A 26,787-nucleotide genomic window follows, 5' to 3' on the forward strand; every position below is an offset into this window, starting at 1 on the left:
TGGGCGCGTGCGCGCCATGGTCGTCGATGCGGTCCGAGCAGTGCCCGAGGTCCGGGAGGTGCCGTCGCCGTCCGCACCCCCGCGCGGGGTCGTCGTGCGGGTGCTGGCGACCGGCCTGTGCCGCAGCGACTGGCACGCCTGGGCCGGTCACGACGACGACATCGTCTTCCCGCACGTGCCCGGCCACGAGCTCGCCGGCGTGGTCGTCGAGGTGGGTGCCGGTGTCGCGAGGTGGCGGGTCGGCGACCGGGTGACGGTCCCGTTCGTCTGCGGGTGCGGCCGCTGCTCCTGGTGTCTCGCCGGCGACGCCCAGGTCTGCCCGGACCAGCAGCAGCCCGGCTTCACGCACTGGGGCTCGTTCGCGGAGGAGGTCGTCCTGCACGCGGCCGACACCAACCTCGTGGCGCTGCCCGCCGGGGTCGAGCCCGCGACCGCGGCCGCCCTCGGGTGCCGGTTCGCGACGGCGTACCGCGCGCTGGTCGGGCGGGCCCGGGTGCAGGCGGACGAGTGGGTGACGGTGGTCGGTGCGGGTGGCGTCGGGCTCAGCGCCGTCATGATCGCCCGTGCCCAGGGGGCGCGCGTCCTGGTCGTCGACCGCCACCCGGAGGCCCTCGTCCTGGCCACCGAGGTCGGAGCGGAGCACACGCTGCTGGCGGACGGGACCGACGTGCCGGCGCGCGTCGCCGAGCTGACCGGTGGTGGGAGCCACGTCTCCGTGGACGCGGTCGGGAGCGAGCAGACCTGCGCGGACGCGATCCTGAGCCTGCGCCGGCGGGGCCGCCACGTCCAGGTCGGGCTGCTGCCACCGGTCGACGGGCATCCTCGGGTGCCGATGGCCCGGGTGATCGGCTGGGAGCTGGACCTGCTGGGCAGCCACGGGATGGCGGCCGTCGACTACCCGGCGATGCTGGAGCTGATCGAGCGTGGCGCGCTGCGGCCCGACCTGCTCGTCGAGCGGACGATCGGCCTCGAGGAGGCGGCGCGGCTGCTGCCGGTCTTCGACAGCGCTCCCGTCGCCGGCATCACCGTCGTCGCGCCCGGCTAACGTCTCAGCGTGTCCTTCGTCCCGCTCACCGGCCCGGCGACGTTCCGCGCAGGCGAGCCGCCGCGGGAGGGGGTCGTGGAGTTCACCGACGATCGCCGCACGGTCGCGTTGCCGATCCGCGCGGCGCTGCCGGTCCTGACCAAGGCGCGCAACCGTGAGGACCTGCACCCCAGCGTCGGCCTGCTCTCCGGAGCCGCGCTGCTCGGGATGCGGTTCGTGGCCGCCGGGAAGTTCGCACCCCAGGAGTCGACGCAGGGCAGCCCGCCGAGCTGGCGCGTCAGCGGGCTCGACGAGGACGACGAGGAGCGCATCGAGATGCTCGCGCGGGCGCAGCGCGAGGACGAGCGGGTGGTGCGCGAGCTCATCGACGCGGTCGCCGACGCGATGCCACGACAACCGCCGGTCGAGGTGCCGGTACGCCGACCCGGCCCGACGTCGTCGCGTCCGTCCTTCGAGGAGCGCCTCCAGGCCCGGCTGGCCAAGCACCGCCGGGTGGACCCGACCGACCTGCCGCAGCTGGTGCGGCTCTCGATCCGGGTCGAGGCCGACGAGGAGGAGCTGGTCGCGGGCGCCGTACGACTGGTGCCGCAGGTGCACGACGAGCAGAACCCGCTGCACCTCTGCGACCTGGCCGAGCTGTGGACGCACGGCGCGGCCGAGCACGGGTTCGGCGACCGGGCGCGCACCCACGCGACGATCGCGCTGCGGGCGGCCGCCGACGCCTGGCCGGTGCTGGACCGGCTGCTCGAGCTGCGGGTGCCGGACCAGCTGGTGCTCGACACCGACGAGCTGGTCAGCCTGCTCGACGAGGGCGTCGGGGCGCTGCGCGATCGCGGCGTCGACGTGCTGTGGCCGCGCAGCCTGGGCCGCGACCTGAGCGCGACCGCGACCCTCGACCGGGCGTCGCCGTCGGCCCCGAGGGAGGAGCCGCTCAACGAGCCGCTGCTCGGCACCGAGGCGCTCTTCGCCTTCAAGTGGCAGGTGGCGCTGCACGGCGACCCACTGAGCGACGCAGAGATGGACCAGCTCGCGTCGTCCGCGACCCCGCTGATGCGCCTGCGCGGCAACTGGACGGTCGTCGACCCGTCGATCGTCCGCAAGGCCCGCAAGCGCCTGCTGCGCACGGTGAAGCCGGCCGAGGCCGTCGCCGCCGCGCTGACCGGTGTCGTCCAGACCGGCCCGGAGGAGGGCCAGCAGGAGCAGGTCGTCGTCGGCGCCAGCCTGCTCAAGGTGCGCGAGCAGCTGCTGAGCGCCGCCACCCGCGAGCCGGTCGACCCGCCGGCGGCGCTGACCGCCACGCTGCGCGACTACCAGCGCCACGGGCTGACCTGGCTGGCCGAGCTGACCTCGCTCGGGCTGGGTGCGTGCTTGGCCGACGACATGGGTCTCGGCAAGACGATCACGCTGATCGCGCTGCACCTGCACCGCCACGAGTCCGGAACGAGCGGCCCGACCCTGGTCGTGTGTCCGGCCAGCCTGCTCGGCAACTGGGAGGACGAGGTGCACCGCTTCGCCCCCGGCACGCCGGTCACCCGCTTCCACGGCAGCGCGCGCGACCTCGACAGGGCCGGCGACGGGTTCGTGCTCACGACGTACGGCACCATGCAGCGCGACGCCGAGCGCCTCGCGGCCGTGCCCTGGGACCTGGTCGTCGCCGACGAGGCTCAGCACGTCAAGAACCCGCGTACGTCGACGGCCCGCGCGCTGCGCACCATCCCCAGCGCGGCCCGGGTGGCCCTGACCGGCACGCCGGTCGAGAACAACCTGACCGAGCTGTGGGCGATCCTCGACTGGGCGATCCCCGGGCTGCTCGGCAGCCGCAACGCCTTCCGCAAGGCCTGGGCCGCGCCGATCGAGTCGGGTCGCGAGCCGACCAAGGCGGCGCAGTTCGCCGAGCTGATCGGCCCGTTCCTGCTGCGCCGCCGCAAGTCCGACCCGGGCATCGCACCGGAGCTGCCGGCCAAGACCGAGACCGACCACCGGATCGGGCTGACCCGCGAGCAGGTGGTGCTCTACGAGTCCTTCGTGCGCGACATCATGGAGCGCATCGAGCGCGCCGACGAGGACACCCGGCGCGGCCTGGTGCTCAAGCTGCTCACCGGGCTCAAGCAGATCTGCAACCACCCGGCGCAGTTCCTGAAGCAGTCCGCGGTGCGGTTGTCCGGCCGCTCGCAGAAGATCGACCTGCTCGACGAGCTGCTCGGCACGGTGCTCGCCGAGGACGGCGCGGCACTGGTCTTCACGCAGTACGTCGCGATGGGGCGGCTGCTCGAGGCGCACCTGGAGCGCGCCGGCGTACCGCACCAGTTCCTGCACGGCGGCACGCCGGTGCGGGAGCGCGAGGCGATGGTGCGTCGCTTCCAGGCCGGCGAGGCTCCCGTGTTCCTGCTGTCGCTCAAGGCCGGCGGCACCGGGCTCAACCTCACGCGCGCCGACCACGTGCTGCACGTCGACCGGTGGTGGAACCCCGCCGTCGAGGAGCAGGCCACCGACCGGGCCTACCGGATCGGGCAGACCCGACCGGTGCAGGTGCACCGGATGATCACCCGCGGCACGATCGAGGAGAAGATCGCCGAGATGCTCGGCCGCAAGCGCGCGCTCGCCGACGCCGTGCTCGGCAAGGGCGAGATGGCGCTGACCGAGCTCAGCAACGACGAGCTGCGCGACCTCGTGACCCTGCGCCCGGACGCGGTCGACGAGTGAGCGGCGCCGTCCTCCACCCGCGGGTGCCGCAGCGGCGCGGAGCCGCGCGGGCCACCACCTGGTGGGGCAAGGCGTGGGTCCGCGCGGTCGAGGAGGCGTCGTACGCCGAGGCCGACCTGCGCGCGGCCCGCACCCTGGCCCGCGGCGGCCACGTCGGGCAGATCGCGACCGAGCCTGGCCGGTACGTCGCGTCCGTCGACGACGCGCGCGGCCTCTGGACGGTCGAGGGGTCGCTGCCGGTGCTCGACGCGGCGGGGGTGGCCGCCCTCGTCGAGACGGTGGCCGCGGCCGCCGGGCGGGTGGCGGCGCTGGTTGCGGGCGAGCTGCCGCACGACCTGGTCGAACAGGCCGACGAGGCCGGCGCCGAGCTGCTGCCGAGCGGGTTCGAGCTCGGGTCGGCCTGCGGGTGCGACCACTGGACCGACCCCTGCACGCACGCGCTGGCGGTGCTCTACCAGCTGGCCTGGCTGGTCGACGCCGACCCGTTCGTGCTCTTCCAGCTGCGCGGGCTGCCGCGCGACGACCTGCTCGCGCGCCTCCACGCCCGCCAGGTGACGGACGTCGAGGTGGACGCCGACCTCGACCACGCGGTCGAGGCAGCTCTCTACGCCGCGCGGATCCTCAGCGAAGCGCCCCCAGAGCCATCCGGGTGAGCAGGTCGCGCATCCGGGCGTCGGGCAGCAGCCCGCTGTGCGGGGTCGAGTTGATCAGTCCGAACGCCGCGTGCGCCATCGACCGCGCGGTCGGCAGGTCGAGCCCCTGGTCGAGCACCCGGAGCTCGGCGGCCCACAGGTCGACGTACTCGCGCTGGAGGGCGCGCACCTGCTCGCGCGCTTCCGCCGGCAGTGACTCCCAGTCGCGGTCCTGGACCACGATGAGGGGCCGGTGCCGCAGCGCGAAGTCGACGTGCCAGTCGACCAGGGCGGCCAGCGCCGCCTGGGGATCCGGGGTCTCGGCGACCCGGCGGCGGCCCTCGCGGAGCAGCTCCTCGCTGATCGAGACGAGCATCTCCGCGAGCATCGCCTGCTTCGACGGGAAGTGCTTGTAGAGCGCCGGGCCGGAGATCCCGCAGGCCGCGCCCAGGTCGGCCACCGAGACCCCGTGGTAGCCGCGCTGGGCGAACAGCTCGGCCGCGGTCTCCAGGATCTGGTCCCTGCGGCTCATGCCGCCCAGGTTAGGGCCTGTTAACCCTGGGTGGTCCCGGTCTCGCCGTTCTGCTCGGCGATCTGGCGGCGTACGTCGTCCATGTCGAGGTCCTTGACGGCGGTGATCACCTGCTCCAGCGCGGGCGCGGGGAGGGCGCCGGGCTGGCTGAAGACGAGGATGCCGTCGCGGAAGGCCATCAGCGTCGGGATCGAGGTGATCTGCGCGGCGGCAGCCAGCGACTGCTCGGCCTCGGTGTCGACCTTGCCGAAGACGATGTCGTCGTGGCGGCCGGCGGCGTCCTCGTAGACGGGGGCGAACTGGCGGCACGGGCCGCACCACGACGCCCAGAAGTCGACGAGGACGATGCCGTTGTCGACGACGGTCTGCTCGAAGGTGTCCGCGGTCAGCTCGGTGGTGGCCATGCCCTGTCCAACGGCGCGACGCGGGCGGATGTTCCCGTGGTGGACCCGCAGGTTAACGATCGCTAACCTAGGTGGGGTGACCCACATGAAGGAGCTCGTCGACGACCTGCGCGAGCGGCTGGCGGTCGCCCGGCAGGGCGGCAGCGAGGCGGCCCGGACCAAGCACACCGACCGCGGCAAGCTGCTGGTGCGCGACCGGGTCGACCGGCTGCTCGACCCGGGCAGCCCGTTCCTGGAGCTGAGCCCGCTGGCCGCGACCGGGATGTACGGCGACGCCGTGCCCAGCGCGGGCGTCGTGACCGGCATCGGCCGGGTCAGCGGCCGCGAGGTCGTGGTCGTCGCCAACGACGCGACGGTCAAGGGCGGCACCTACTACCCGATGACGGTCAAGAAGCACCTGCGCGCGCAGACCGTCGCCGCCGACAACCAGCTGCCGTGCGTCTACCTCGTCGACTCGGGCGGCGCGTTCCTGCCGATGCAGGACGAGGTCTTCCCGGACCGCGAGCACTTCGGCCGGATCTTCTTCAACCAGGCCAACCTCTCGGCCCGCGGCATCCCCCAGATCGCCAGCGTGATGGGCTCCTGCACCGCCGGCGGCGCCTATGTCCCCGCGATGTCCGACGAGACCGTGATCGTGCGCAACCAGGGCACGATCTTCCTCGGCGGCCCGCCGCTGGTGAAGGCCGCGACCGGCGAGGTCGTCACGGCCGAGGACCTCGGCGGCGGAGACGTGCACGCCCGCACCTCCGGCGTCGTCGACCACCTCGCCGAGGACGACGCCCACGCGCTCGCGATCGTGCGGAGCATCGTCGGCACCCTCGAGCGTCGGCCCGCGGGCGCGCCGTACGAGCTCGCGCCCGTCGAGGAGCCGCACGACGACCCGTCCAGCCTGTACGACGTCGTGCCCGCCGACACCCGGACGCCGTACGACGTCCGCGAGGTGATCCGCCGCGTCGTCGACGGCAGCCGCTTCCACGAGTTCAAGAAGCTGTACGGCGAGACGCTGGTGACCGGCTTCGCGCACATCTGGGGCCACCCGGTCGGCATCGTCGCCAACAACGGCATCCTCTTCAGCGAGTCGGCGCTCAAGGGCGCGCACTTCATCGAGCTGTGCAACCAGCGCGGCATCCCGCTGGTGTTCCTGCAGAACATCACCGGCTTCATGGTCGGCCGCGAGTACGAGAACGGCGGCATCGCCAAGGACGGCGCCAAGCTCGTGACCGCGGTCGCGTGCTCGGTCGTGCCGAAGTTCACCGTCGTCATCGGCGGCTCCTTCGGTGCCGGCAACTACGGCATGTGCGGGCGCGCCTACGACCCGCGGTTCCTCTGGATGTGGCCCAACGCGCGGATCTCGGTGATGGGCGGCGAGCAGGCCGCCTCCGTCCTCGCGACCGTCGCCGGCAAGCCCGACGACGAGGACTTCAAGGCGCCGATCCGCGAGCAGTACGAGACCCAGGGCTCGCCCTACTACGCCACCGCCCGCCTCTGGGACGACGGGATCATCGACCCGGCCGACACCCGACGCGTCCTCGGCCTCGGCCTCGCCGCCGCCGCGAACGCCCCGACCCCGACGCCGTCGTACGGCGTCTTCAGGATGTGAGGCTCGCAGTGACGCGTGAGGAACGAACGCGGCGCGTGGGCGAGACCAGGTCGAGCAAGCCCTGCGGCCGAGGTACGAGTGCGCAACGGGCGCGTCGAAACCCAGTGACGGAGACCAAGGACATCTGATGGACACCCTCCTCATCGCCAACCGCGGCGAGATCGCCCTGCGCGTCATGCGCACGGCTGGCCGCATGGGCATCCGCACCGTCGCGATCCACACCGACCTCGACGCGGACGCGCCGCACGTGCGCGCGGCCGACGACGCGGTGCGCGTCGAGAGCTACCTCGACATCGACGCCGTCGTGGCCGCGGCCCGCGAGGTCGGCGCCGACGCCGTCCACCCGGGCTACGGCTTCCTCTCCGAGCGCGCCGCCTTCGCCCGGGCCCTCGAGGAGGCCGGCATCACGCTGGTCGGTCCGTCCGCCGAGGTGATGGACCGGATGGGCCGCAAGGACGCCGCCCGCGAGATCGCCATCGCGGCCGGGGTGCCGGTCGTGCCCCAGGGTGAGCCGACCGACGACTCCAGCTATCCCGTGCTCGTCAAGGCCGCCGCCGGTGGGGGCGGCAAGGGCATGCGCGTGGTCCGCTCGGCCGCGGAGTACGCCGAGGCCGTCGCCGCCGCGAAGCGCGAGGCCGCCAGCGCCTTCGGCGACGACACGATGCTCGTCGAGAAGTACGTCGAGCGCGGCCGGCACATCGAGGTCCAGGTGCTGGCCGACGCCCACGGCAACGTCGTCCACCTCTTCGAGCGCGACTGCTCGACCCAGCGCCGCCACCAGAAGGTGCTGGAGGAGGCGCCCGCACCGACGATCACCCCGGAGGTGCGCGAGCTCGTCACGAGCAGCGCCGTCGCGCTGAGCAGGCACGTCGGCTACGAGAACGCCGGCACCGTCGAGTTCCTGCTCGACTCCGACACCGGCGAGGCCTACTTCCTGGAGATGAACACCCGTCTCCAGGTCGAGCACCCCGTCACCGAGGCCATCACCGGTCTCGACCTGGTCGAGCTCCAGCTGCGCATCGCCGACGGCGAGCCGCTGCCGATCACCCAGGACGACGTCACCGTCACCGGCCACGCCATCGAGGCCCGGGTGTACGCCGAGGACTCGTTCGGCGGCTTCCTGCCCCAGGCCGGCCGCACCTCCATCGTGCGGTGGCCCGGTCTCGATACGCTCGCTGGCGCTCGCTACTCGACCACCGAAAGCGTGAGGGTCGACCACGCCCTCGAGCCCGAGCAGGTCGTGAGCACGTCGTACGACCCCATGCTCGGCAAGGTCATCGCGCACGGCGCGACCCGCGAGGAGGCCAGGCTCGCGCTCGTCGACGCGCTCGACCGGACCGCGATCCTCGGCCTGACCACCAACGCCGGCTTCCTGCGGGCCCTGGTCGCGAGCGACGAGTTCCGGGACGCGACGATCGACACGGCCTGGCTCGACACCGCCGAGGTCGCGCGGCCCGACGACGAGCTGCCCCGGATGTTCGTGGCCTGGGTGAGCGCGATGCTCGCCGCCGTCCAGGACAGCGGGCACCCGTTCCAGTCCGACGGCTGGCGTTCGGGCGCCGACCCGGCGCCGACCCTCGTCGAGCTGGACCGACCGGTCGTCGTCGACCGCCACCGCGGCACGATCGACGGGGTCGCGGTCCGCGAGGTCTCCGCCGCCCACCACACCCTGGAGCTCGTGGTCGACGGCCGCCGGCACCGCGCCGTGGTCAACGTGCAGCCGCACGTCGCCGAGGTGTCCTACCGCGGGCAGCGCTTCGCGTTCGAGCGTCCCGACGTCTTCGGCGACCACGCGGCCGACGTGGGCGACGGCGCGATCACGGCGCCGATGCCGGGCACCGTGCTCGACGTACGCGTGGCCGACGGCGACCGCGTCGAGGCCGGCCAGGTGCTCGTCGTGCTCGAGGCGATGAAGATGGAGCTGTCGCTCAAGGCGCCCTTCGACGGCACGATCGCCGCGCTGGCCGCGACCACCGGTGCGCAGGTCGCGCTCGGTGCGACCCTGCTGGAGGTGCAGCCCGATGAGTGACCTGCCCACGAACGTCCGCGCCGAGGGCCTGCCCGAGCGCGTCACGATCTACGAGGTCGGCCCGCGCGACGGCCTCCAGAACGAGAAGGCCCTGGTCCCCACCGACGTGAAGGCCGAGTTCGTACGCCGCCTCCTCGCCGCCGGTCTCCCGATCGTCGAGGCCACCAGCTTCGTGCACCCGACGTGGGTCCCCCAGCTCGCCGACGCCGCCGACCTGATGGAGCTGCTGGGCGAGGCCGGGCGCGACTGCCCGGTGCTCGTGCCCAACGAGCGCGGCCTCGACCGAGCCCTCGAGCTCGGCGCGAAGCACATCGCGATCTTCGGCTCCGCGACGGAGACCTTCGCGCAGAAGAACCTCAACCGCAGCCTCGACGAGCAGTTCGCCATGTTCGAGCCGACGGTCCGCCGGGCCCGCGACGCCGGCCTCGACGTCCGCGCCTACGTGTCGATGTGCTTCGGCGACCCCTGGGAGGGCGCCGTGCCGGTCGACCAGGTCGTCAGCGTCGGCAAGCGGCTCTTCGACCTCGGCGCCAGCCAGCTCAGCCTCGGCGACACCATCGGCGTCGGCACCGCCGGCCACGTCACCGCGCTCGTCGACGCGTTCGGCCGGGCAGGCATGAGCACCGACCAGCTCGCGATGCACTTCCACGACACCTACGGCCAGGCCCTCGCCAACACCCTCTCCGCGCTGCGCGCCGGCATCACGACGTACGACGCGAGCGCCGGCGGGCTGGGCGGCTGCCCCTACGCCGAGAGCGCCACCGGCAACCTCGCGACCGAGGACCTGGTCTGGATGCTGCGCGGCCTGGGCATCGAGTGCGGTGTCGACCTCCAGCAGGTGGTCGACGCCAGCGTGTGGATGGCCGGCCACCTCGGACGGCCGAGCCCCTCGGCGGTCGTCCGCGCGCTCGCGTAGCCCCGGGCTACGGCAGAATCGGGCCATGGCCGACGTCGTCTACCTCCATGTGGGTTCGCCCAAGACCGGGACCACCTACATCCAGGACCGGCTGGCGCTGAACAAGTCGGCCCTGGCGCGCCACGACGTCCGCTACCCGATCGGGCTGCGCGCCGACATGTTCCACGCGGCCCTCGACCTCGTCGAGCGACCCTGGGGCGGCCTGCTCGCCGACTCGAAGGGCGAGTGGGACTCGCTGGTGAAGCGGATCCGGCGGGCCAGCGGCACGGCGGTGATCAGCCACGAGATCCTCGCGGGTGCGACCCGGGAGCAGGTGGAGCGGGCGGTCACCTCGCTGGCGCCTGCCGAGATCCACGTGGTGCTGACGGCCCGCGACGTCGCCCGCCAGGTGCCCGCCGAGTGGCAGGAGCGCCTCAAGCACCAGCGCCGGCTGTCCTACGGCAAGTTCGTCCGCCGGATCCAGAAGCCGCGCACCGGCGTGGCCCAGTCCTTCTGGCAGGTGCAGGGCGTCACCCAGGTGCTCGAGCGGTGGAGCCGCCAGCTGCCGCCCGACCAGGTGCACGTCGTCACCGTGCCCCAGCCCGGTGCCGCGCACGGCGAGCTGTGGCGCCGCTTCTGCCGCGCGGTCGGTGTCGACCCGGCCTGGGCGCCGCTGGACAGCGTGCGCCGCAACCCGTCGATCGGTGTCGCCGAGAGCGCCATGCTGCGCCGCCTCAACACCCGGCTCCGCCGGGCCGACGTCGACCACGCCGACTACCGCGCCCTGGTGCGGCAGCTGCTCGTCCACGACACGCTCGCCGCGGGCAAGAACAAGCACCGGCTCACCCTGCCGCCGCAGTGCTACGACTGGGCGGAGGAGGTCGCGGAGTCCTGGCGCGAGTGGATCATCGGCTCCGGCGTCGACGTCGTCGGCGACATCGACGACCTGCGCCCGGTGCGTCCGCCGGCCGACGAGGTGTGGCTCAACCCCGACCGCGCCCGGCCGCGCGACGTCGCCGACGCCGCGCTCGACGCCCTGGTCGCGATGATCGAGGAGGCCGCCCGCCGCGACGACCCCGACGAGCACCTGAGCGCCCGGGTCACCAAGGTGGCCAAGCGGCTGCGGGAGCGATGACGGGCGCCAGCGACACCCCCGGCCTCCGACGCGCCTGGGGCTGGGCCGCCCACCTGCGCGACGGCGGTACGACGCCCTGGCGCGACTGGGCCGCCGAGGGCGACGCGCACGGCCGGCACCTGCCCGGAGCCCAGCAGCTCGAGCTGCTCCGCCGTCTCAACGCGTCCGGCCCGGTGCCCGCCACCCTGGCCGGCCGGGTGCTCGAGGCGAGCGCCCCCGGCCGCGGTCGACCCGACCTCGAGCTGGTCGGCTCCGTCGAGCCGCTCGCCTTCGGGCCGCCGCCCGTGGACCCCGCGGACCTCGACGCCGACGAGCTGCTCCGGGTCGCCACCGCGCTGCTCGCCGAGGACGTGCACGCCGCGGGGCTGCCCGACGTGACCCCGTCGCGGCCGCGCCCGTGGCGGACCCGCTACCGGCTGCTCGGCGACCCGATGCTCACCGACCCCCGCCGGGTCGACCTGGTCTCGCGCGGTCGACCGCCCGGCGGGCGCAACGAGCTCGTCCTGGTCGTGGGCACCGACGTGGGGCAGATGCTCGTCGACGCCTGGACCGCCCGGAGCATCGGCAGCGGCGTGACCCCCTGGGGCGACTGGGTCGGGCGGGCGGCCCGCCTCGACGAGCTGCCCGACCGGATCGACCTCCCCCGGCTGGCGCGGACCGCGGCCGAGCGGGTCGGCGTACGCCGGGTCCGGGTCGTGCTGGACGTCGACGCGCTGCCGCGCCTGGTCGGCGTACGTCGCCGGCTCGCGGCCGCGCCCGCCCTCTCGGCGGACGCCGTGGAGCTGGCCCGGCGCACCGGGCAGGTGCTCGGGCTGCTGGCGGTGCCCGCGGAGCGGCGGGCGCTGCTGCGCCAGGTGCTGGTGCCCCGCCTCGCCGAGCACCCCGGTCCGGCGCTGGTGCTCCCACAGCGCCGGGTCCGCTGGGCGCGCGAGCGGGCCCGCGCCATGCGCGACGAGGTGGTCCGCGCTGGCTACCCTGTCCTCGGCGACCCCGACGGCCTGCTGCCGGTCGAGCGCCCCGGCGTCACGCAACCCTCGGACGCCGGCGTCCTGGCGCTCGCCCTGCGCCTGCTGGTGGAAGTGAAGGTCTCGTGAGCTCCCGCGTCCTGCTGCACGTCGGTACGCCGAAGACGGGCACGTCGTACCTCCAGGACGTGCTGCTCCGCAACCAGCGCACGCTCGCCGCGGCCGGCATCCTCTACCCGGCCGACCGCTTCGACGCCCACTTCCTGGCCGCGCTCGACCTGATGCGGATGCCGTGGGGCGGGCTCGAGGGACAGGCCGTCGGCCGTTGGGACGACCTCGCCGCGCAGGTGCGCAAGCACGACGGCACCTCGATCATCAGCCACGAGATCCTCGCGACGGCGTCGCGGGCCCAGGTCGGCCGGGCGCTGACCTCGCTCGGGCACGACGACGGCACCGAGATCCACGTCGTCGTCTCGGTGCGCGACCTGGTGCGCCAGATCCCCGCGGAGTGGCAGGAGAACGTCAAGCACCGCGCGGGCCTCTCCTACCGCGCCTTCCTCGACGACATCCGCGACCCGCGCCGCGAGACTCGGATCTCCACCTGGTTCTGGGGCGTGCAGGAGCTCCCCGACATCCTCAACCGCTGGGGCGGCGACCTGCCCCCGGAGCGCGTCCACCTGGTCACCGTGCCGCCGCTCGGCGGCCCGCAGGAGCTGCTGTGGAAGCGCTTCAGCACGGTCTTCGGCCTCGACGGGCTCGACCTCACCCTCGAGGCCGAGCGCACCAACCCGTCCCTCGGCGTACCGGAGACGGCGCTGGTGCGCCGCATCAACCGGGCTGCCAACCAGGAGCTCGAGCCCGCGGACTACCGGCCCCTGGTGCGCGAGCTGCTGGCCCACCAGACGCTGTCGCGCCGCACGCAGTCGCCCCGCCTCGCCCTGCCGCCGGACCTGCACCCGTGGGTCGCCGACGTCACCGCGTCGTGGCTCGACGAGATCGCCCGGCGCGGCTACGACGTCGTCGGCGACACCGCCGACCTGGTCGGTGCGCCGCCGGTCGCGGAGTACGCCGACCCCGACCACCCCGACGAGGAGCAGGTCGCCGACGCGGCCGTCGACGCGCTCAAGGCGACGCTCCTCGAGGGCGCCCGGCTGCGCCGCCGCGAGGGCGAGCTCCAGGGCGAGCTCGATGCGGCCTACCGCGCGCTCGAGCGCTCCTACCTGCGCCCGACGTACCGGTGGCGCGAGAAGACCGTGCGGCGCCTGCAGGGCAGCGGGATCGGCCGGCGCGCGCTCGCGGCCTACCGCCGCGCGCGGGGGCGGAGCTCGCCGGCGGCGTAGTGGCCGATCTGGTACGTCGCCAGGCCGTCGACGCCCATGCCGACGATGCCGCCGACGACCGGGACCTTGCGGGCCACGGCGATGGCCGCGTGCTTGCCGGCGACCTTCGTGACCAGCTCGGAGGTGACCTCCGCCGACAGGACGCGGGCGATCTCGGGGTCGTGCACCGGCGCGGTCGCCAGGGCCATCGGCGGTGCCGGGATCTTGGTGGCGCGCACCAGGGCGTCGACCTTGTCCTCGCCGAGCATGCAGGCCAGCACCGCGTTGCGCACCCGCGGGTCCTCGAGGTCGTAGCCGCGCAGGTGCGCGATCACCGCCACCATCCGGGCCTGGATCAGCGCGAGGCCGGTGATGTTGGTCGGGATGGTGACCATCGCCGTGAACGCACCGCCGACGCTGGTCAGCATGCCCTGCGCACCGGCGTAGCGGACGTGGTCGTCGATGGCGGAGCGGACGGCCTTCTTCAGCTTGCCGTCGTGCTCGCGCAGGTGTCGCTCGGCCGTGGTCGCGGCCGGGGGCAGCGGGCCGACGCCGTGGATCGCCCGGCGCAGCGCCTCCTGGACGAAGGTCGCGTTGAGCTCCGGGGCGAGCACAGGCATCCGCGGTGCGACGTACTTGCCCGCCGCTGCGGTGATGCTGCTCCTCGCGCCCACACGGCGATGGTACGGCCGCTACGGTCGGGACCGTGCCTCCGATCGAGCCTCCGCCGTCGCGCTGGACGTTCGGTGATCCCGCGGGCTTCGACCCCGACGACGACCTGGTGGGCATCGGCGCCGACCTGGCGCCCGGCACGCTGCTGGCGGCGTACCGCCGCGGGCTCTTCCCGATGCCGTCCGGCACCCGCGGCGATCCGACCTACTGGTTCTGCCCCGTGCGTCGCGGGGTGCTGCCGCTCGACGGCCTGGTGGTCTCGAAATCGCTGCGCCGCTCGTGCCGCGAGTTCGAGGTCCGGGTCGACACGGCGTTCGCCGAGGTGGTCGAGGCGTGCGCCGACCCGGCCCGCCCGCAGGGCTGGATCGACCGCGACATCCGGGCGGCGTACCTGCGGCTGCACGAGCTGGGCTGGGCGCACTCCGTCGAGACCTGGCAGGGCGGGCGTCTGGTCGGCGGGCTGTACGGCGTGGGCATCGGCGGGCTGTTCGCGGGGGAGTCGATGTTCCACCGGGAGCGGGACGCCTCGAAGGTCGCCCTGGTCGCCCTCGTCGAGCGGCTGCGGGCGACGTACGCCGGCGAGCGGCTGCTCGACGTGCAGTGGATGACGCCGCACCTGGCGTCGCTCGGTGTGGTCGAGGTGTCGCGCGCCGAGTATCTGCGGCGGCTCACCCGTGCTCTTCACGTGCGTGAACCGGACCTCATCGGGGAAGGGTGAGCCGGACCCAGCAGCCACGACGAGGGAGACGACCCCATGAAGACTGCAGTGAAGATCGCCGGGATCGCCTTCGTGCTGAGCGCCGTGGGGGCCGGCCTGACCGGCTGCGGCGGCAGCGACAGCGACGGGGGCGACTCCGGGAACGACGCGTCGAAGAGCGTCACGAAGGACGGTTTCTGCGAGAAGTTCAACGAGCTCTACGACAACCTGGCCGGGGCCAGCTCGGACGACCCGACCACTGCCATCAAGGGCGTCAAGGACTGGGCGGCCGAGATGGAGGACTACGGGACGCCGAGCGAGTTGAGCGACGACGAGCGCGACGGGTTCGACGTCGTGATCTCGACCTTCGAGGGAATCGACGACGACGCCACCGCCGAGGACCTCCAGAACCTCGGGGACGACGTCTCGGCCGAGGACAACAAGTCCGCCGAGGCGTTCGGCAGCTGGACCACGAAGAACTGCCCGAGCCCGTCGGTCCCGAGCGCGCCGTCGGACGACGCGTCCTAGACGACCTGGGGCGGCCGGCCGGTCTCGCTGACCATGGGCCGGCCGGCCGCCGCCCAGTCGAGCATGCCGCCGTCGAGGTTGACGGCGTCGTAGCCCTGCTGCTGGAGCCACGCCACGACCTGACCGGACCGGCCGCCGACCTTGCAGACCACCAGGGTCTGGCCGTCCCCGACCTCGTCGAGCCGTCCGGGGAGCTCGTTCATCGGGATGTGCAGGGCGCCGTCGATGTGCCCGTGCTCCCACTCGAAGGGCTCGCGCACGTCGAGGACCGCGAGGCCCTCCGGCAGCGGGTCGGGCACGCCGTCCATCGAGACGGTCGGGATCTGGCTCATCGGTTCTCCTGAGTCGCTGCACGTGCCGGACGTCCGACACTAGGCTCCGCAGTCCGACTCGACCAACCAGAGGTCCGATTGCGCGCTCGCACCCTCGTCGCCCTGCTCGCCGTCCTGCTCCTGCTGTCGCAGGCCGGCTGCACCGGGGACCCGTCCGGCTCAGGTGCCCGGCGTGCCCCGTGCGTGCGAGGTGACGACGCACGCACGGCCGCCCAGACGCTTCTCGACCAGCGGGCCGCGGCCGTCCGCGCAGGCGACCGCGACGGGTTCCTGGCGACCTCGTCGCGCGATGCCGACGCCGGGGCGCTCGAGGAGCAGGAGGCGCGGTTCGACCGGATCCAGCAGCTCCCGCCGCACAGCTTCGACCTGACCCTGAGCGTCACCCAGCACGCCGCGCCCGGCGAGCTGACGTCGTACGTCAACCAGGCGGTGCAGCTGAAGGGCATCGACGAGAAGCCGCTCGGCGTCGTGCACCGGGTCACCTTCGGTGAGCACGACGGCTGCTGGTCCGTGGACGCGGACGAGACCGAGGACATCCAGGTCACCGAGGCCCCCTGGGAGGCCCCCGGAGCGATCCTCGAGCACCGCGAGGGCGTGCTCCTGGTCACCGATGAGCAGGACGGCTCCGCCCGCGACCGGATCCTCGACGCCGCCGTCGACGCCTGGCAGGCCGAGCGGCGGCTGCTCGCGACGGAGAACCACCGCCCGGACGACCGTGGTGTCGTGGTCCTGGCCTTCACGACGAACCGGGCGATGAACGTGAACGGCTTCTACTACCGGAGCCTGGACCTGACCGGCGGGATCGAGGTGCCGGTGCGCACGGGGACCGACGAGATCGACTTCCGGGTGCTGGTCGCGCCGTCCACCCTGCGCGACGACTCCAGCACCTACCTGCACACGATGCTGCGGCACGAGTTCGTCCACGTGCTGCTGGCCCGTCATCAGCGGGCGCCGACCTGGGCGACCGAAGGGGTGGCGGAGTACTACTCGTCCGGGCGGGCCGGCGGGCCGGTCGCGCCGATCACGGACCTCGTCCCACCCGGGATCGTCACGGACGGCGTGGGTCTCCCGACGGACACCTTCTTCGCCGACACCTGGGAGGAGCGGGCCGGCAACTACGCCGTCGCGTGGGCCGCGATGACCTACCTCGGCGAGCACTTCGGGACGTCGGAGCCGGCGAGGCTCGTGGCGGTCCTGCACCGCGTCAACGCCTATCGCCACCCCCGACGGACGGAGCAGGTGCTGGAACGGCGCTACGGGCTGTCGGTCGACGACCTCGGGGCGCGGGCGCGGGAGCTGGTCGCGGCGGTGGGCTGACGCCCTACTTGAGCAGCTTGCTCATCCGCCGGTCGGCGAGCGGTTTGCCGCCGGTCTGGCAGGTGGGGCAGTACTGGAGGCTGGAGTCGGCGAAGGACACCGAGAGCACGGTGTCGCCGCAGACCGGGCACTTCTGGCCCGCCTTGCCATGGACGGCGAGGTTGGTCTTCTTCTCGCCCTTCAGCTCGCTGGCGTGCAGGCCGCGCGAGCGGTCGACGGCGTCGCCGAGGGTCGTGCGGATCGCGTCGTAGAGCGTCGCGAGCTCGCCGTCGGTCAGCCCGCTCGCCGGCTTGAAGGGCGACATCTTCGCGGCGTGCAGGATCTCGTCGGAGTAGGCGTTGCCGATGCCGGCGATGGTGCCCTGGTGGCGCAGCACGCCCTTGAGCTGCTTGCGACCCTCGCGCTCGAGGATCTCCGCGAGCCGGTCGATGGTGAAGTCGTCGGTGAGCGGGTCGGGCCCCAGGCTGGCGATGCCGGGGACGTCGAGCGGTTGGCGGACGACGTACATCGCCAGGCTCTTGCGGGTGCCGGCCTCGGTGATGTCGAGCCCGGACTGGTCGTCGAGGACCACGCGGACGGCGAGCGTCGACTTCGTGCTCGGCTTGGGCGGGATCGTCGGCACCTCGTCGCGCCACCGCACCCAGCCCGCGCGGGCGAGGTGGAGGATCAGGTGCAGGCCGGAGGCCTCGATGTCGAGGAACTTGCCGTGCCGGGTGACGCCGTCGACCATCGTGCCCTCGAGCGCGGACAGCGGCGGGTCGAAGGTCTTCAGGGCGCTGAACGCCGCCACGTGGATCTTGGCGATCGCGTGACCGTCCAGCCGGCTCCCCAGATCGAGGGCCAGCGCTTCGACCTCCGGCAGCTCGGGCACGCGTCGATTCTAGGCAGAAGCGGTGACAGTCCTTGCTGGTCAGGCGCATGATGGAGGGGTGCCCGCCGTACGCCCGCTGCCGGAGACGGGGTCGATCTTCCTCGATGCCCGCGGTGGCGACCGCGCGCTGCGGGTCTCGTGGCACGAGGAGTCCGGGCTGGTGGTGCTGTCGCTGTGGCGCGAGAACGTCTGCGCCGGCTCCTTCCGGCTCGCCATCGACGAGGTCCCCGCGCTGATCGAGATGCTGCGCTCCGGCCTGGTGCGCTCCTACGAGGACGCGCGCGACCGGCTCGGGATCGTCGAGTCCGCCTGAGGCTCCGGCGGCGCGTTCTCTACGGAATCCGCTAGACACGCGGATACCGTCCTGACGTGGACCCGATCCGGAACCCGTACGCGCCCGGCGCCGGCCAGCGACCCCCCGAGCTGGCCGGTCGCGACCGCGAGCTCCAGCAGTTCGAGGTGACCCTCGAGCGGGTGGCTGCGGGTCGGCCCGAGCGCAGCATGGTGCTCTCGGGGCTGCGCGGGGTCGGCAAGACCGTGCTGCTCAACGCGCTGCGCGGCCAGGCCGTACGCCGGGCCTGGGGGACCGGCAAGATCGAGGCCCGTCCCGACCAGAGCATCCGGATCCCGGTGGCGCAGGCGGTGCACGCCGCGGTCCGCGAGGTCGCCCACCGGCACCGCGACCCCGACCGGGTCGACGAGGTCGCCGGCGTGCTCAAGAGCTTCGCGCTGCGCACCGACGTCGACGGCCGCAAGGGGTTCCGCTGGACGCCCCCGACCGACGTCGTCGCCGCCAAGGGCCGCGCCGACTCCGGCGACCTCGAGCTCGACCTGGTCGAGCTGTTCACCGACGTCGCGACGCTCGCCGGCGACCTCGGCGTCGGTGTCGGCCTCTTCGTCGACGAGATGCAGGACGTCTCCACCCCGGAGCTCGCCGCGCTCTGCGGCGCCTGCCACGAGATCAGCCAGCAGGGCGCACCGCTGATCGTCGTCGGCGCCGGCCTGCCGCACCTCCCGGTCGCGCTCGCCGCGTCCAAGTCGTACGCCGAGCGACTCTTCCGCTACGCGTCCGTCGACCGGCTCCCGCGCGAGATGGCCGACCGCGCGTGGCGGCTCCCCGCGGCGGAGGAGGACGTGGACTTCGAGGACGACGCCCTCGACGAGCTCTACCGGCTCACCGACGGCTACCCCTACTTCGTGCAGGCCTACGGCAAGGTCACGTGGGACGCCGCGGTCGGGTCGCCGATCCGCGCCGCCGACGTACGGGCCGCCGCGCCGGAGGCCGAGGCCGAGCTGGCCGTGGGCTTCTTCGGCGCGCGCTACGACCGCGCCACCCGGGCCGAGCGCGACTACATGACCGCGATGGCCGACCTCGGGGTCGACCGGGGCGACGGCACCGTCGACGGCCCGATCCCGACCGCCGACGTGGCGGCCCACCTGGCCCGCAAGCCGCAGTCGCTCTCGCCCGCGCGCGACGGGCTCATCAAGAAGGGGCTCGTCTACTCCGGCGAGCGAGGGAGTGTCGCGTTCACGGTGCCTCACTTCGGGAAGTTCCTTCGATCGCGTACGTGAGCTGCACCGTCCCGAGGTCGGTGCGGCTGACGGCGTCCAGGCGCAGCTCCCGGGGCAGCGGCAGGTCCCCGAAGAGGCGTTTGCCGGACCCGAGCAGCAACGGGTGCACGAACAGCTGGAGCTCGTCGACGAGGTCGGCCGCCAGCAGCGACCGCGCGAGCACCCCGCTGCCCAGCACGGCGATCGCGCCGTCGCCTCTTCTCGGAGGTGCGGCGCCCGAAGAGGTACGCCGTCGTGGCATCAGTCTCACCGTGCGCATGCACCGACGGTAGGACGGACCGGGAAGAATGTGCGCCGTGAGTGCCACCCTCGTCGCCAAGGACCTCGCCGGCGGCCACGGCCACCGCACCCTCTTCGAGGGCCTCGACCTGACCGTCGCGCCGGGCGACGTCGTCGGTGTCGTGGGTGCCAACGGGGCCGGCAAGACCACCCTGCTGCGCATCCTCGCCGGAGACCTGGAGCCGCACGGCGGCACCGTCAGCACGGCGCCCTCCGACGCCTTCGTCGGGTGGCTCCCGCAGGAGCACGAGCGGGTCCCGGGCGAGACCGTGGCGGCGTACGTCGCCCGCCGCACCGGAGCCACGGGCGCGACGACGGCGATGGAGGCGGCCGCGGAGGCCCTCGGGACCGACCGGCCGGGTGCGGACGACGAGTACGCCGCGGCGTTCGACCGCTGGATGGCCAGCGGTGCCGCCGACCTCGACGAGCGCATCGCGCCGATGCTCGCCGACCTCGGGCTCGACGTCGGCGCGGACGCCCTGATGACGAGCCTGTCCGGAGGGCAGGCGGCCCGGGCCGCGCTCGCCGCGCTGCTGCTCAGCCGCTTCGACGTGGTGCTGCTCGACGAGCCGACCAACGACCTCGACCTGGCCGGCCTGGAGCGGCTGGAGGCGTTCGTGCACGGCCTGCGCGGCGGTGTCGTGCTCGTCTCCCACGACCGGGAGTTCCTGGCCCGCTGCGTGACCCGGATCGTCGAGCTCGACCTCGCCCAGCACCAGGTCACGGTGTACGACGGCGGCTACGACTCGTTCCTCGAGGAGCGCGCGGTCGCGCGCCGGCACGCCCGCGAGGCCTACGAGGAGTTCGCCGACAAGAAGGCCGACCTGGTGGCGCGGGCCCGCACCCAGCGCGAGTGGAGCTCGCAGGGCGTGCGCAACGCGATGCGGAAGAGCCCCGACAACGACAAGATCCGCCGCCGGGCGCAGAGCGAGTCGTCGGAGAAGCAGGCCCAGAAGGTGCGCCAGATGGAGTCGCGGATCGCGCGGCTCGAGGAGGTCGAGGAGCCGCGCAAGGAGTGGGTGCTCCAGTTCAGCATCGGCGCCGCACCCCGATCGAGCGCGGTCGTCGCGACCCTCAACCAGGCGACGCTCCGCCGGGGCGACTTCACCTTCGGCCCCGCGAGCCTCCAGGTCGACGCACGGGACCGGATCGGGATCACCGGCCCCAACGGCGCCGGCAAGACCACGCTCCTCAACCTGCTGCTCGGTCGCACCGCACCCGACGGCGGCAGCGCGAGCCTCGGGGCGAGCGTCGCGATCGGCGAGATCGACCAGGCCCGCACCGGGCTGGCGGAGGACGCGACGCTGGGCGCCGCGATGGAGGCCGCGCTGCCCGACACGTCGCCCGCCGACGTACGCACCCTGCTGGCGAAGTTCGGGCTCAAGGCCGACCAGGTCGCCAGCCTCGTGGGCCGGCTCTCGCCGGGGGAACGGACCCGGGCCGCGCTGGCCCTGCTCCAGGGCCGCGGGGTCAACCTGCTGGTGCTCGACGAGCCGACCAACCACCTCGACCTGCCCGCGATCGAGCAGCTCGAGGAGGCGCTGGCGTCGTACGACGGAGCGCTGCTGCTCGTCTCGCACGACCGCCGGCTGCTCGACAACGTGTCCGTCGACCGGCGCTGGCGCGTCGAGGCCGGCACGGTCACCGAGGAGTAGGACGATGGGATCCGTGAGACCCCAGGTCGTCGCGCACCGGGGCGCCAGCCACGACAACGCCGAACACACCCTGCGCGCGTACGTCGCCGCCCTCGACGCCGGCGCCGAGGGGCTCGAGTGCGACGTCCGGCTCACCGCCGACGGCCACCTGGTCTGCGTCCACGACCGCGACCTGCGGCGTACGGCGAGCTCGCGCGCGGCCATCTCCAACACCGAGCTCGCCGAGCTCGACCAGCTCGACTTCCACTCGTGGAAGAACCCCTGGGCCGACCTCGACGACGAGGCGCCCGACCCGGACGACCGGCTCGACAAGGTCCTGACCCTGCGCACGCTCCTGGAGACGGTCGCCGACTACGACCGCCGGGTCGAGGTGGCGATCGAGACCAAGCACCCGACCCGGTACGGCGGGCTCGTCGAGCGCCGGCTCGTCGACCAGCTACGCCACGTCGGCTGGGACCGGCCCGGGTCGCCGGCCCGGGTGATGAGCTTCTCGTGGACCGCGCTCCAGCGCGTCGAGCGGCTCGCCCCCGACGTCCCGCTCGTGATGCTGATCGAGCACTCCCGCAACTGGTCGATGCTGCGCCGGATGATCGGGCGCGACTGGATCGTCGGGCCCGGCATCAAGGAGCTGACCGAGCACCCGAGGCTGGGGCGCCGGATCACCCGGGCCGGTCACGACCTGCACGTCTGGACGGTGAACACCGAGGCCCAGCTGGACCTCTGCCTCGAGCTCGGCGTGAAGGCGGTCATCACCGACCGCCCGGCGTACGTCCTCGACCTGCTGGACGGCAAGGACGCCACCGCCGGATAAGTTCCTCTGCATGGCCAAGAAGTCCCGCACCAAGTCCCGCCCGCAGACCCGTGAGCTCGCCGAGGGCGAGGTCGGCCCCCGCCAGCCCTGCCCGTGCGGCTCGGGCAAGCGCTACAAAGCCTGCCACGGCGCGCCCGGCGGCGCGGCCTCGGTGTACGTCGGCCGCCCGTTCGACGGGATGCCGTCGGAGTGCGACGTCGTCGCCCTGCGCGAGCTGGTGCCGGCCGCGACCGCCCCGCTGACCCTGAAGAGCGACGCCGACCGGGTCGTCCGGCTCTGCTCGCTGCTGCCGATGGCGGCGCCCGCGATGGTGCGCGACAACGGCGAGATCTGGCTCGGCCTCCAGGTGCAGCACAACTTCGGCGACCCGGCCCGCGACCTCGGCGCCGTCCTCGAGCTCGCGCTGGCCGCCGAGCCCGGCGTGGTCGGCCTGACCGACCAGCCCGGAGAGGGTCCGCGCCTCCAGGACCTGATCACCGACGACGCCCTGGACGTGACCGTCCACGACGGGTTCGGCTTCTGGGTCGCCGACGTGCCGGAGTCCGACCGGGCCGCCGCCGAGGCCGCGCTGGAGCAGGCCAACTCCGCCGCCAACCCGACCGCCCGGCTGACGACCGTCGAGAGCGCGTACTGGACCAACGTCGGCCCCAAGGAGCACCTGCGCTGGGTGATGCCGGAGCCCGAGGACCGGCTGCTCGACGCCCTCGCGCGGCTGCACGCCGCGGGCAAGGACGTCCTGGTGGAGGATTCCCGCTTCGTGGGCATGTTCCGCGCCCACGGCCTGCTGGCCCCGGTCTGGGACCTCCCCGTCGGGACCGGCCCGGAGGCCCTGGAGGAGCCGGCCGAGCGGTTCGCGGCCGACCTCGCCGCGGCGCTGGCCGACGACTCCGACCTCTCCTCCGAGGAGCGCGCGGCCCGGTCGGGGCTCGCCAACCGTCAGGTCACGCTGCGCTGAATGTGACGGGCGTGTGAATCCTGTCGCGTCGACGGCGTGGAACTTGGCGCCGTCCCCGTCCTCGACGTACTGTCTGCGAGCCCGGTCGTTGTCGCCTCCCCCGTCGACAACGACCGGGTCCTTTCGTGTCTGCCGGGGGTCGTGATGCTCAGCGAGCGCCGGGGCGCACCGTGGGCATCACGACTCGACGGGCAGCGGCTCCCGGGTGACCGGGCAGCTCATGCACCGCGGGCCGCCCCGACCGGAGCCGAGCTCGGAGCCGGCGATCCGGACCACCTCGATGCCCGCCTCCTCCAGGCGCGCGTTGGTCTCGACGTTGCGCTCGTAGGCCACCGCCACCCGCGGCGCGACCGCCAGCGTGTTGTTGCCGTCGTCCCACTGCTCGCGCTCTGCGGTGACCGGGTCGAGGCCGGTGTCGATCTGGTGCAGCGTGTCGATCTCCATCGCCTTGGCCGCCGCCACCAGGAAGGGCTCGGCGTCCGCCACGGTGAGCGTGCCGTCGCCGGTCGGCGTGACGGCGTACGCCGTGAGGGAGTCGGCGACGTTGGGGTACATCACGATCTTGTCGACGTCGACCATCGTGCACACGGTGTCGAGGTGCATGGTGGCGCGTTCCTGCGTGATCGGTACGGCGAGCACGGTGTGCGCGAGCCCAGCGTCGAACGACTGGCGCGCGAACCGCTCCACACCCGCCGGCGTCGTCCGCTCCCCGACACCGACCGCGATGACGCCGGGCGCCAGCAGCAGCACGTCACCGCCCTCGACGTGCTCGTGGTGCCAGCCGTGCACCGTGCGGGTGCCGACGAAGCGCGGGTGCTGGGTGTAGATCAGCTCGGTCAGCTGTGTCTCCCGCGCGCGGGCCGGCATCGCGAGCGAGGTGACCGCGACCCGGTCGCGCACCCACACCGACGAGTCCCGGGTGAAGAGCAGGTTGGGGAGCGGGTCGATGAGGAAGTCGTCGTGGGAGAGCAGCGACGTGACGATGCCGAACCCGCCGCGGACCTCGTCGTTGCGGATCCCGGCGGTCAGGTAGTCCGTCAGCTCCGCGGGCGACGCGTCGGCGAGGAAGTGCGCGAGGTAGGTGCGCAGCGTGTCACCCAGGTGCAGCCCCGCCAGCGCGGTGGTGATCGCGTGGTTGCGGGCGTCGTCGCTCGCGAGCGTCTCGGCCAGCAGGTCGGTCAGGTAGAGCACCTCGACGCCGCGCCCGCGCAGCGCCTCCGCGAACCCGTCGTGCTCCTCCTGCGCGCGGGCCACCCAGGGGATCCCGTCGAAGAGCAGCCGGTCGTTGTTGCGCGGCGTCAGCCGCTTGAGCTCGTTGCCGGGTCGGTGGAGCAGGACCGTCTGGAGACGGCCGACCTCGCTGTCGGCTCCGTGGGTTGCCATGGCCGACAGCCTAGGAGAGGAGCTCGTACGCCGTGATGGCGGCGAGCACCAGGCACACCCCGGCGCCGACGTAGTGCAGCACGTGCAGCTTGACGAAGCGCTGGAGCTGGCGGCCGGCGATGACGGCGAGGCCGCTGACCAGGAGCAGCGCGCTGAGCGCGCCGATGAAGACCGCGACCGGCTCCTCGTACTTCGCGACCAGCGAGATCGTCAGCAGCTGGGAGAGGTCGCCCCACTCGGCGGCGAAGAGCACCAGGAAGCTGGCGAGCACGGCCTTGTAGCCGGTCGCCTCCTTGGTCTCGACCTCCTCGTCGTTGGCGGCCGCCTCCTGGTGGCTGCGGCCCTCGCGGACGAGGATCACGGCGCCGACCAGGAACATCAGGCCCGCGGCCGCCTGCACGATCTCCTCGGGCAGGAAGGACACCGCGTGGCCGAGCAGCACGGCGACCAGGGTCTGCACGAGGAAGGCGAGGCTGACACCGATCCAGACCAGGATCGGCCGGTACTTCGTCGCGAGCACCAGGGTCGCGAGGAACGTCTTGTCCGGCAGCTCGACGACGAAGATCGCGAGGAAGGTCAGGCCGATGACGACGGGATCCACTTAGACGAACTTCCTGGCGAGGGAGGTCGCCTCGGCGAGCACGTCGGCCACCGGGCGCTGGAGGGCGGAGGCGGCGCGGGCGACGTCGTCGTACTCCGGCTGGGCGTTCACGACGACGCCGTGGTGCCGGGCCAGCTTGACGGCCACCGGGTGACCGCCGACCTCCACCGCCACCATCTCACGGTCCAGCGCGTGCTTGGTCAGCGGCTGCTCGCGCAGGCCGATCGTGCTGGTCTGGCGGAAGATCGTGGTGCGCACGTCGTCGGCGCGCGCGGCGTCGACCAGCACGCTGAGGGTGTGCGCCGGACGCCCCTTCTTCATCAGGATCGGCGTCAGCCACGCGTCCGAGGCGCCCACCTCGAGCAGCGCCGCGATCACCGCCGGCCAGACCCGGGGGTCGAGGTCGTCGACGTTGCACTCCAGCAGCAGGGGCCCCTCGGTGGTTGAGGTGCGAACGGAGTGAGCCTCGAAACCACCGACGAAGAGCCGCAGCACGTTGGCGTGCCCCTCCGGGTCGCGTCCGCCCGCGCCGACGCCGATGGTGTCGACGGTCATCGCCGGCTGCGGGCCGTACGCCGTGGCCAGCGTGGTCAGCAGCGCCGCCCCGGTCGGGGTGCAGAGCTCCATGGGCGCCGGGCCTGCGTACGTCGGGACGCCGCGCAGCAGCTCCGCGACGGCCGGGGGCGGCACGGGGAGGGTGCCGTGCGCGGTCTGGACGGTGCCCGAGCCGACCGCGACGGGGGAGACCGTGACGCCGGTGGCGCCGAGGTGCGCGAAGCCTGCGCAGACCCCGACGACGTCGGCGATCGCGTCGAGGGCCCCGACCTCGTGGAAGTGGACGTCGTCGGCCGGCATCCCGTGCACGGCCCCCTCGGCGACCGCGAGCCGCTCGAAGACCGCCAGCGGGAGGTCGGCCCCGGCCAGCATCGCGCGGACGTCGCGCCAGGTGCGGTGGTGGTGGGACTCCGCGACGTCGACGTGCACCCGGGTGGCGGCCAGCGCGCCGCGGCGTACCTCCTCGACGCGGAGCGTGATCGGCTCGGGCGCGACCGCGTCGATCGCCTCCTGCATCACCTCGACGGGGACGCCGGCGCCGACCAGGGCGCCGAGCAGCATGTCGCCGCTGGCCCCCGACGAGGCGTCGACCCAGGCCTGGGTCATCGCGGCGCGCTCTGGCGGGCGACGCGCGCCGCGTGCACGCCCGCGCCGTACCCGTTGTCGATGTTGACGACCGTGACGCCCGGGGCGCAGGAGTTCAGCATGGCGAGCAGCGCGGCGACGCCGCCGAGCGAGGCGCCGTAGCCGACGCTGGTGGGGACGGCGACCATCGGGACGCCGGTCAGGCCGCCGACCACGGACGGCAGCGCGCCCTCCATGCCGGCCACCACGATGAGGCAGTCGGCCTGGGCGAGCCGGTCCCGGACGCCGAGGAGCCGGTGCAGGCCGGCCACGCCGACGTCGTCGATGCGCTCCACCCCGGCGCCGTGGACGGCGACCGTGAGCGCGGCCTCGGCGGCGACGGGGGCGTCGGACGTGCCGGCGGCGACGACCGCGACCGTGCCTCGCGCGGTCGGGAGCGGGCCGAGAGTCACCGCGCGGGCGACGGGGTCCAGCGTCGCCTCGGGGAGCGCTTCACCGATCGTGGCCAGCGCCTCCGGGGTGAGCCGGGTGGCGAGCACCGCGCGCTCCGGGTGCTTGTCGTGCAGCGCCCGCAGGATCGCGACGACCTGGTCGGGGGTCTTGCCGGCGCCGTACACGACCTCGGGGTCTCCGGTGCGTGCCGCGCGGTCGACGTCGACGCGGGCGAAGCCGAGGTCGGCGATGCGAGGGTCCTGCTGGTCCACGGGGTGAACCT

At 73.5% G+C, this 26,787-nt stretch carries 27 protein-coding genes; 17 read left to right on the forward strand and 10 right to left on the reverse strand.

What is annotated here, in order from left to right; genetic code table 11:
* The first annotated feature begins 16 nt into the window (after positions 1 to 16).
* The 3 genes from ACFPYL_RS01730 to ACFPYL_RS01740 are packed head-to-tail and all read left to right on the forward strand — an operon-like array spanning position 17 to position 4,401.
* The gene (locus tag ACFPYL_RS01730; protein WP_379150150.1) at positions 17 to 1,045 is read left to right on the forward strand and encodes a zinc-binding dehydrogenase; all 1,029 of its coding nucleotides are present in this window, start codon (positions 17 to 19) and stop codon (positions 1,043 to 1,045) included.
* Positions 1,046 to 1,054: 9 nt separating this feature from the next.
* Complete coding sequence (locus ACFPYL_RS01735) at positions 1,055 to 3,748, forward strand: DEAD/DEAH box helicase (protein ID WP_379149711.1); 2,694 nt, start codon at positions 1,055 to 1,057, stop codon at positions 3,746 to 3,748.
* A complete protein-coding gene (locus ACFPYL_RS01740) occupies positions 3,745 to 4,401 on the forward strand; it encodes an SWIM zinc finger family protein (RefSeq protein WP_379149713.1) in 657 nt (218 codons plus the stop codon). The genes ACFPYL_RS01735 and ACFPYL_RS01740 overlap by 4 nt, the downstream gene beginning before the upstream one ends.
* Here the strand turns inward: ACFPYL_RS01740 and ACFPYL_RS01745 are convergent.
* The gene (locus ACFPYL_RS01745) at positions 4,370 to 4,912 is read right to left on the reverse strand and encodes an SACE_7040 family transcriptional regulator (protein ID WP_379149715.1); all 543 of its coding nucleotides are present in this window, start codon (positions 4,910 to 4,912) and stop codon (positions 4,370 to 4,372) included. The genes ACFPYL_RS01740 and ACFPYL_RS01745 overlap by 32 nt on opposite strands.
* 20 nt (positions 4,913 to 4,932) lie before the next feature.
* The gene (gene trxA / locus ACFPYL_RS01750) at positions 4,933 to 5,316 is read right to left on the reverse strand and encodes a thioredoxin (RefSeq protein WP_379149717.1); all 384 of its coding nucleotides are present in this window, start codon (positions 5,314 to 5,316) and stop codon (positions 4,933 to 4,935) included.
* 85 nt (positions 5,317 to 5,401) lie between these two features.
* Between trxA and ACFPYL_RS01755 the strand changes: the two genes are divergently transcribed.
* From ACFPYL_RS01755 to ACFPYL_RS01780, 6 genes are all read left to right on the forward strand, one after another.
* Positions 5,402 to 6,916 carry a carboxyl transferase domain-containing protein gene (locus ACFPYL_RS01755; protein ID WP_379150152.1) on the forward strand — a complete coding sequence of 505 codons (1,515 nt, stop codon included), beginning with the start codon at positions 5,402 to 5,404 and terminating at the stop codon, positions 6,914 to 6,916.
* A gap of 127 nt (positions 6,917 to 7,043) precedes the next feature.
* Positions 7,044 to 8,945: an acetyl/propionyl/methylcrotonyl-CoA carboxylase subunit alpha gene (locus ACFPYL_RS01760; protein WP_379149719.1), complete on the forward strand. Its 1,902-nt coding sequence runs from the start codon at positions 7,044 to 7,046 to the stop codon at positions 8,943 to 8,945.
* Positions 8,938 to 9,861, forward strand: coding sequence for a hydroxymethylglutaryl-CoA lyase (locus ACFPYL_RS01765; protein WP_379149721.1), 924 nt, complete (start codon positions 8,938 to 8,940; stop codon positions 9,859 to 9,861). Before ACFPYL_RS01760 ends, ACFPYL_RS01765 begins: the two co-directional genes overlap by 8 nt.
* Before the next feature lie 25 nt (positions 9,862 to 9,886).
* Positions 9,887 to 10,975 carry a hypothetical protein gene (locus ACFPYL_RS01770; RefSeq protein ID WP_379149723.1) on the forward strand — a complete coding sequence of 363 codons (1,089 nt, stop codon included), beginning with the start codon at positions 9,887 to 9,889 and terminating at the stop codon, positions 10,973 to 10,975.
* Positions 10,972 to 12,069: a hypothetical protein gene (locus tag ACFPYL_RS01775; protein ID WP_379149725.1), complete on the forward strand. Its 1,098-nt coding sequence runs from the start codon at positions 10,972 to 10,974 to the stop codon at positions 12,067 to 12,069. The genes ACFPYL_RS01770 and ACFPYL_RS01775 overlap by 4 nt, the downstream gene beginning before the upstream one ends.
* Positions 12,066 to 13,280, forward strand: coding sequence for a hypothetical protein (locus ACFPYL_RS01780; protein ID WP_379149726.1), 1,215 nt, complete (start codon positions 12,066 to 12,068; stop codon positions 13,278 to 13,280). The genes ACFPYL_RS01775 and ACFPYL_RS01780 overlap by 4 nt, the downstream gene beginning before the upstream one ends.
* Here ACFPYL_RS01780 and ACFPYL_RS01785 read toward each other — a convergent pair.
* Positions 13,241 to 13,933, reverse strand: coding sequence for an EcsC family protein (locus tag ACFPYL_RS01785; protein ID WP_379149728.1), 693 nt, complete (start codon positions 13,931 to 13,933; stop codon positions 13,241 to 13,243). The genes ACFPYL_RS01780 and ACFPYL_RS01785 overlap by 40 nt on opposite strands.
* Positions 13,934 to 13,965: 32 nt before the next feature.
* Here ACFPYL_RS01785 and aat point away from each other — a divergent pair, with 32 nt between their 5' ends.
* Both aat and ACFPYL_RS01795 read left to right on the forward strand, forming a co-directional pair.
* Positions 13,966 to 14,649, forward strand: a complete 684-nt coding sequence (gene aat / locus ACFPYL_RS01790) for a leucyl/phenylalanyl-tRNA--protein transferase (RefSeq protein ID WP_379149730.1) — start codon at positions 13,966 to 13,968, stop codon at positions 14,647 to 14,649.
* A 36-nt stretch (positions 14,650 to 14,685) separates the two neighbouring features.
* Positions 14,686 to 15,156: a hypothetical protein gene (locus ACFPYL_RS01795; RefSeq protein WP_379149732.1), complete on the forward strand. Its 471-nt coding sequence runs from the start codon at positions 14,686 to 14,688 to the stop codon at positions 15,154 to 15,156.
* Here the strand turns inward: ACFPYL_RS01795 and ACFPYL_RS01800 are convergent.
* Positions 15,153 to 15,488 carry a rhodanese-like domain-containing protein gene (locus ACFPYL_RS01800; protein ID WP_379149734.1) on the reverse strand — a complete coding sequence of 112 codons (336 nt, stop codon included), beginning with the start codon at positions 15,486 to 15,488 and terminating at the stop codon, positions 15,153 to 15,155. The genes ACFPYL_RS01795 and ACFPYL_RS01800 overlap by 4 nt on opposite strands.
* A gap of 78 nt (positions 15,489 to 15,566) precedes the next feature.
* On the opposite strand from ACFPYL_RS01800, the gene ACFPYL_RS01805 reads away from it, so the two are divergent.
* The gene (locus tag ACFPYL_RS01805; RefSeq protein ID WP_379149736.1) at positions 15,567 to 16,805 is read left to right on the forward strand and encodes a hypothetical protein; all 1,239 of its coding nucleotides are present in this window, start codon (positions 15,567 to 15,569) and stop codon (positions 16,803 to 16,805) included.
* Between the two features lie 4 nt (positions 16,806 to 16,809).
* On the opposite strand, the gene ACFPYL_RS01810 is transcribed toward ACFPYL_RS01805, so the two are convergent.
* The gene (locus tag ACFPYL_RS01810; protein WP_379149738.1) at positions 16,810 to 17,676 is read right to left on the reverse strand and encodes an Fpg/Nei family DNA glycosylase; all 867 of its coding nucleotides are present in this window, start codon (positions 17,674 to 17,676) and stop codon (positions 16,810 to 16,812) included.
* 58 nt (positions 17,677 to 17,734) lie between these two features.
* On the opposite strand from ACFPYL_RS01810, the gene ACFPYL_RS01815 reads away from it, so the two are divergent.
* Positions 17,735 to 17,989, forward strand: a complete 255-nt coding sequence (locus ACFPYL_RS01815) for a hypothetical protein (protein ID WP_379149740.1) — start codon at positions 17,735 to 17,737, stop codon at positions 17,987 to 17,989.
* 56 nt (positions 17,990 to 18,045) lie between these two features.
* Entirely contained in the window at positions 18,046 to 19,248 is a 1,203-nt protein-coding gene (locus ACFPYL_RS01820) for an ATP-binding protein (protein ID WP_379149741.1), read from the forward strand.
* On the opposite strand, the gene ACFPYL_RS01825 is transcribed toward ACFPYL_RS01820, so the two are convergent.
* Positions 19,205 to 19,507: a dihydrofolate reductase family protein gene (locus ACFPYL_RS01825; protein ID WP_379149743.1), complete on the reverse strand. Its 303-nt coding sequence runs from the start codon at positions 19,505 to 19,507 to the stop codon at positions 19,205 to 19,207. The two genes, ACFPYL_RS01820 and ACFPYL_RS01825, sit on opposite strands and share 44 nt — an antisense overlap.
* A gap of 37 nt (positions 19,508 to 19,544) precedes the next feature.
* Here ACFPYL_RS01825 and abc-f point away from each other — a divergent pair, with 37 nt between their 5' ends.
* From abc-f to ACFPYL_RS01840, 3 genes are read left to right on the forward strand one after another with little or no spacing between them, the layout of a single operon-like run.
* Positions 19,545 to 21,182, forward strand: coding sequence for a ribosomal protection-like ABC-F family protein (gene abc-f / locus ACFPYL_RS01830; protein ID WP_379149745.1), 1,638 nt, complete (start codon positions 19,545 to 19,547; stop codon positions 21,180 to 21,182).
* A gap of 4 nt (positions 21,183 to 21,186) precedes the next feature.
* Complete coding sequence (locus tag ACFPYL_RS01835; RefSeq protein ID WP_379149746.1) at positions 21,187 to 21,993, forward strand: glycerophosphodiester phosphodiesterase family protein; 807 nt, start codon at positions 21,187 to 21,189, stop codon at positions 21,991 to 21,993.
* Between the two features lie 10 nt (positions 21,994 to 22,003).
* Positions 22,004 to 22,948, forward strand: a complete 945-nt coding sequence (locus tag ACFPYL_RS01840) for a DUF5926 family protein (protein WP_379149748.1) — start codon at positions 22,004 to 22,006, stop codon at positions 22,946 to 22,948.
* 177 nt (positions 22,949 to 23,125) lie between these two features.
* Here the strand turns inward: ACFPYL_RS01840 and ACFPYL_RS01845 are convergent, their stop codons facing one another.
* Genes ACFPYL_RS01845 through larB form a run of 4 tightly spaced genes read right to left on the reverse strand, consistent with a single transcriptional unit; the run spans position 23,126 to position 26,776 of the window.
* The gene (locus ACFPYL_RS01845) at positions 23,126 to 24,331 is read right to left on the reverse strand and encodes an arginine deiminase (RefSeq protein ID WP_379149749.1); all 1,206 of its coding nucleotides are present in this window, start codon (positions 24,329 to 24,331) and stop codon (positions 23,126 to 23,128) included.
* 10 nt (positions 24,332 to 24,341) lie between these two features.
* A complete protein-coding gene (locus ACFPYL_RS01850) occupies positions 24,342 to 24,932 on the reverse strand; it encodes a TMEM165/GDT1 family protein (protein WP_379149751.1) in 591 nt (196 codons plus the stop codon).
* Positions 24,933 to 26,093, reverse strand: coding sequence for a nickel pincer cofactor biosynthesis protein LarC (gene larC / locus ACFPYL_RS01855; protein WP_379149753.1), 1,161 nt, complete (start codon positions 26,091 to 26,093; stop codon positions 24,933 to 24,935).
* On the reverse strand, positions 26,090 to 26,776 hold the full coding sequence (larB, locus tag ACFPYL_RS01860) for a nickel pincer cofactor biosynthesis protein LarB (RefSeq protein ID WP_379149755.1): 687 nt from the start codon (positions 26,774 to 26,776) through the stop codon (positions 26,090 to 26,092). The genes larC and larB overlap by 4 nt, the downstream gene beginning before the upstream one ends.
* Between the last annotated feature and the right edge of the window lie 11 nt (positions 26,777 to 26,787).

Origin of the sequence: Nocardioides hankookensis, from assembly GCF_042658885.1 — a bacterium.
Lineage (GTDB): Bacteria > Actinomycetota > Actinomycetes > Propionibacteriales > Nocardioidaceae > Nocardioides > Nocardioides hankookensis.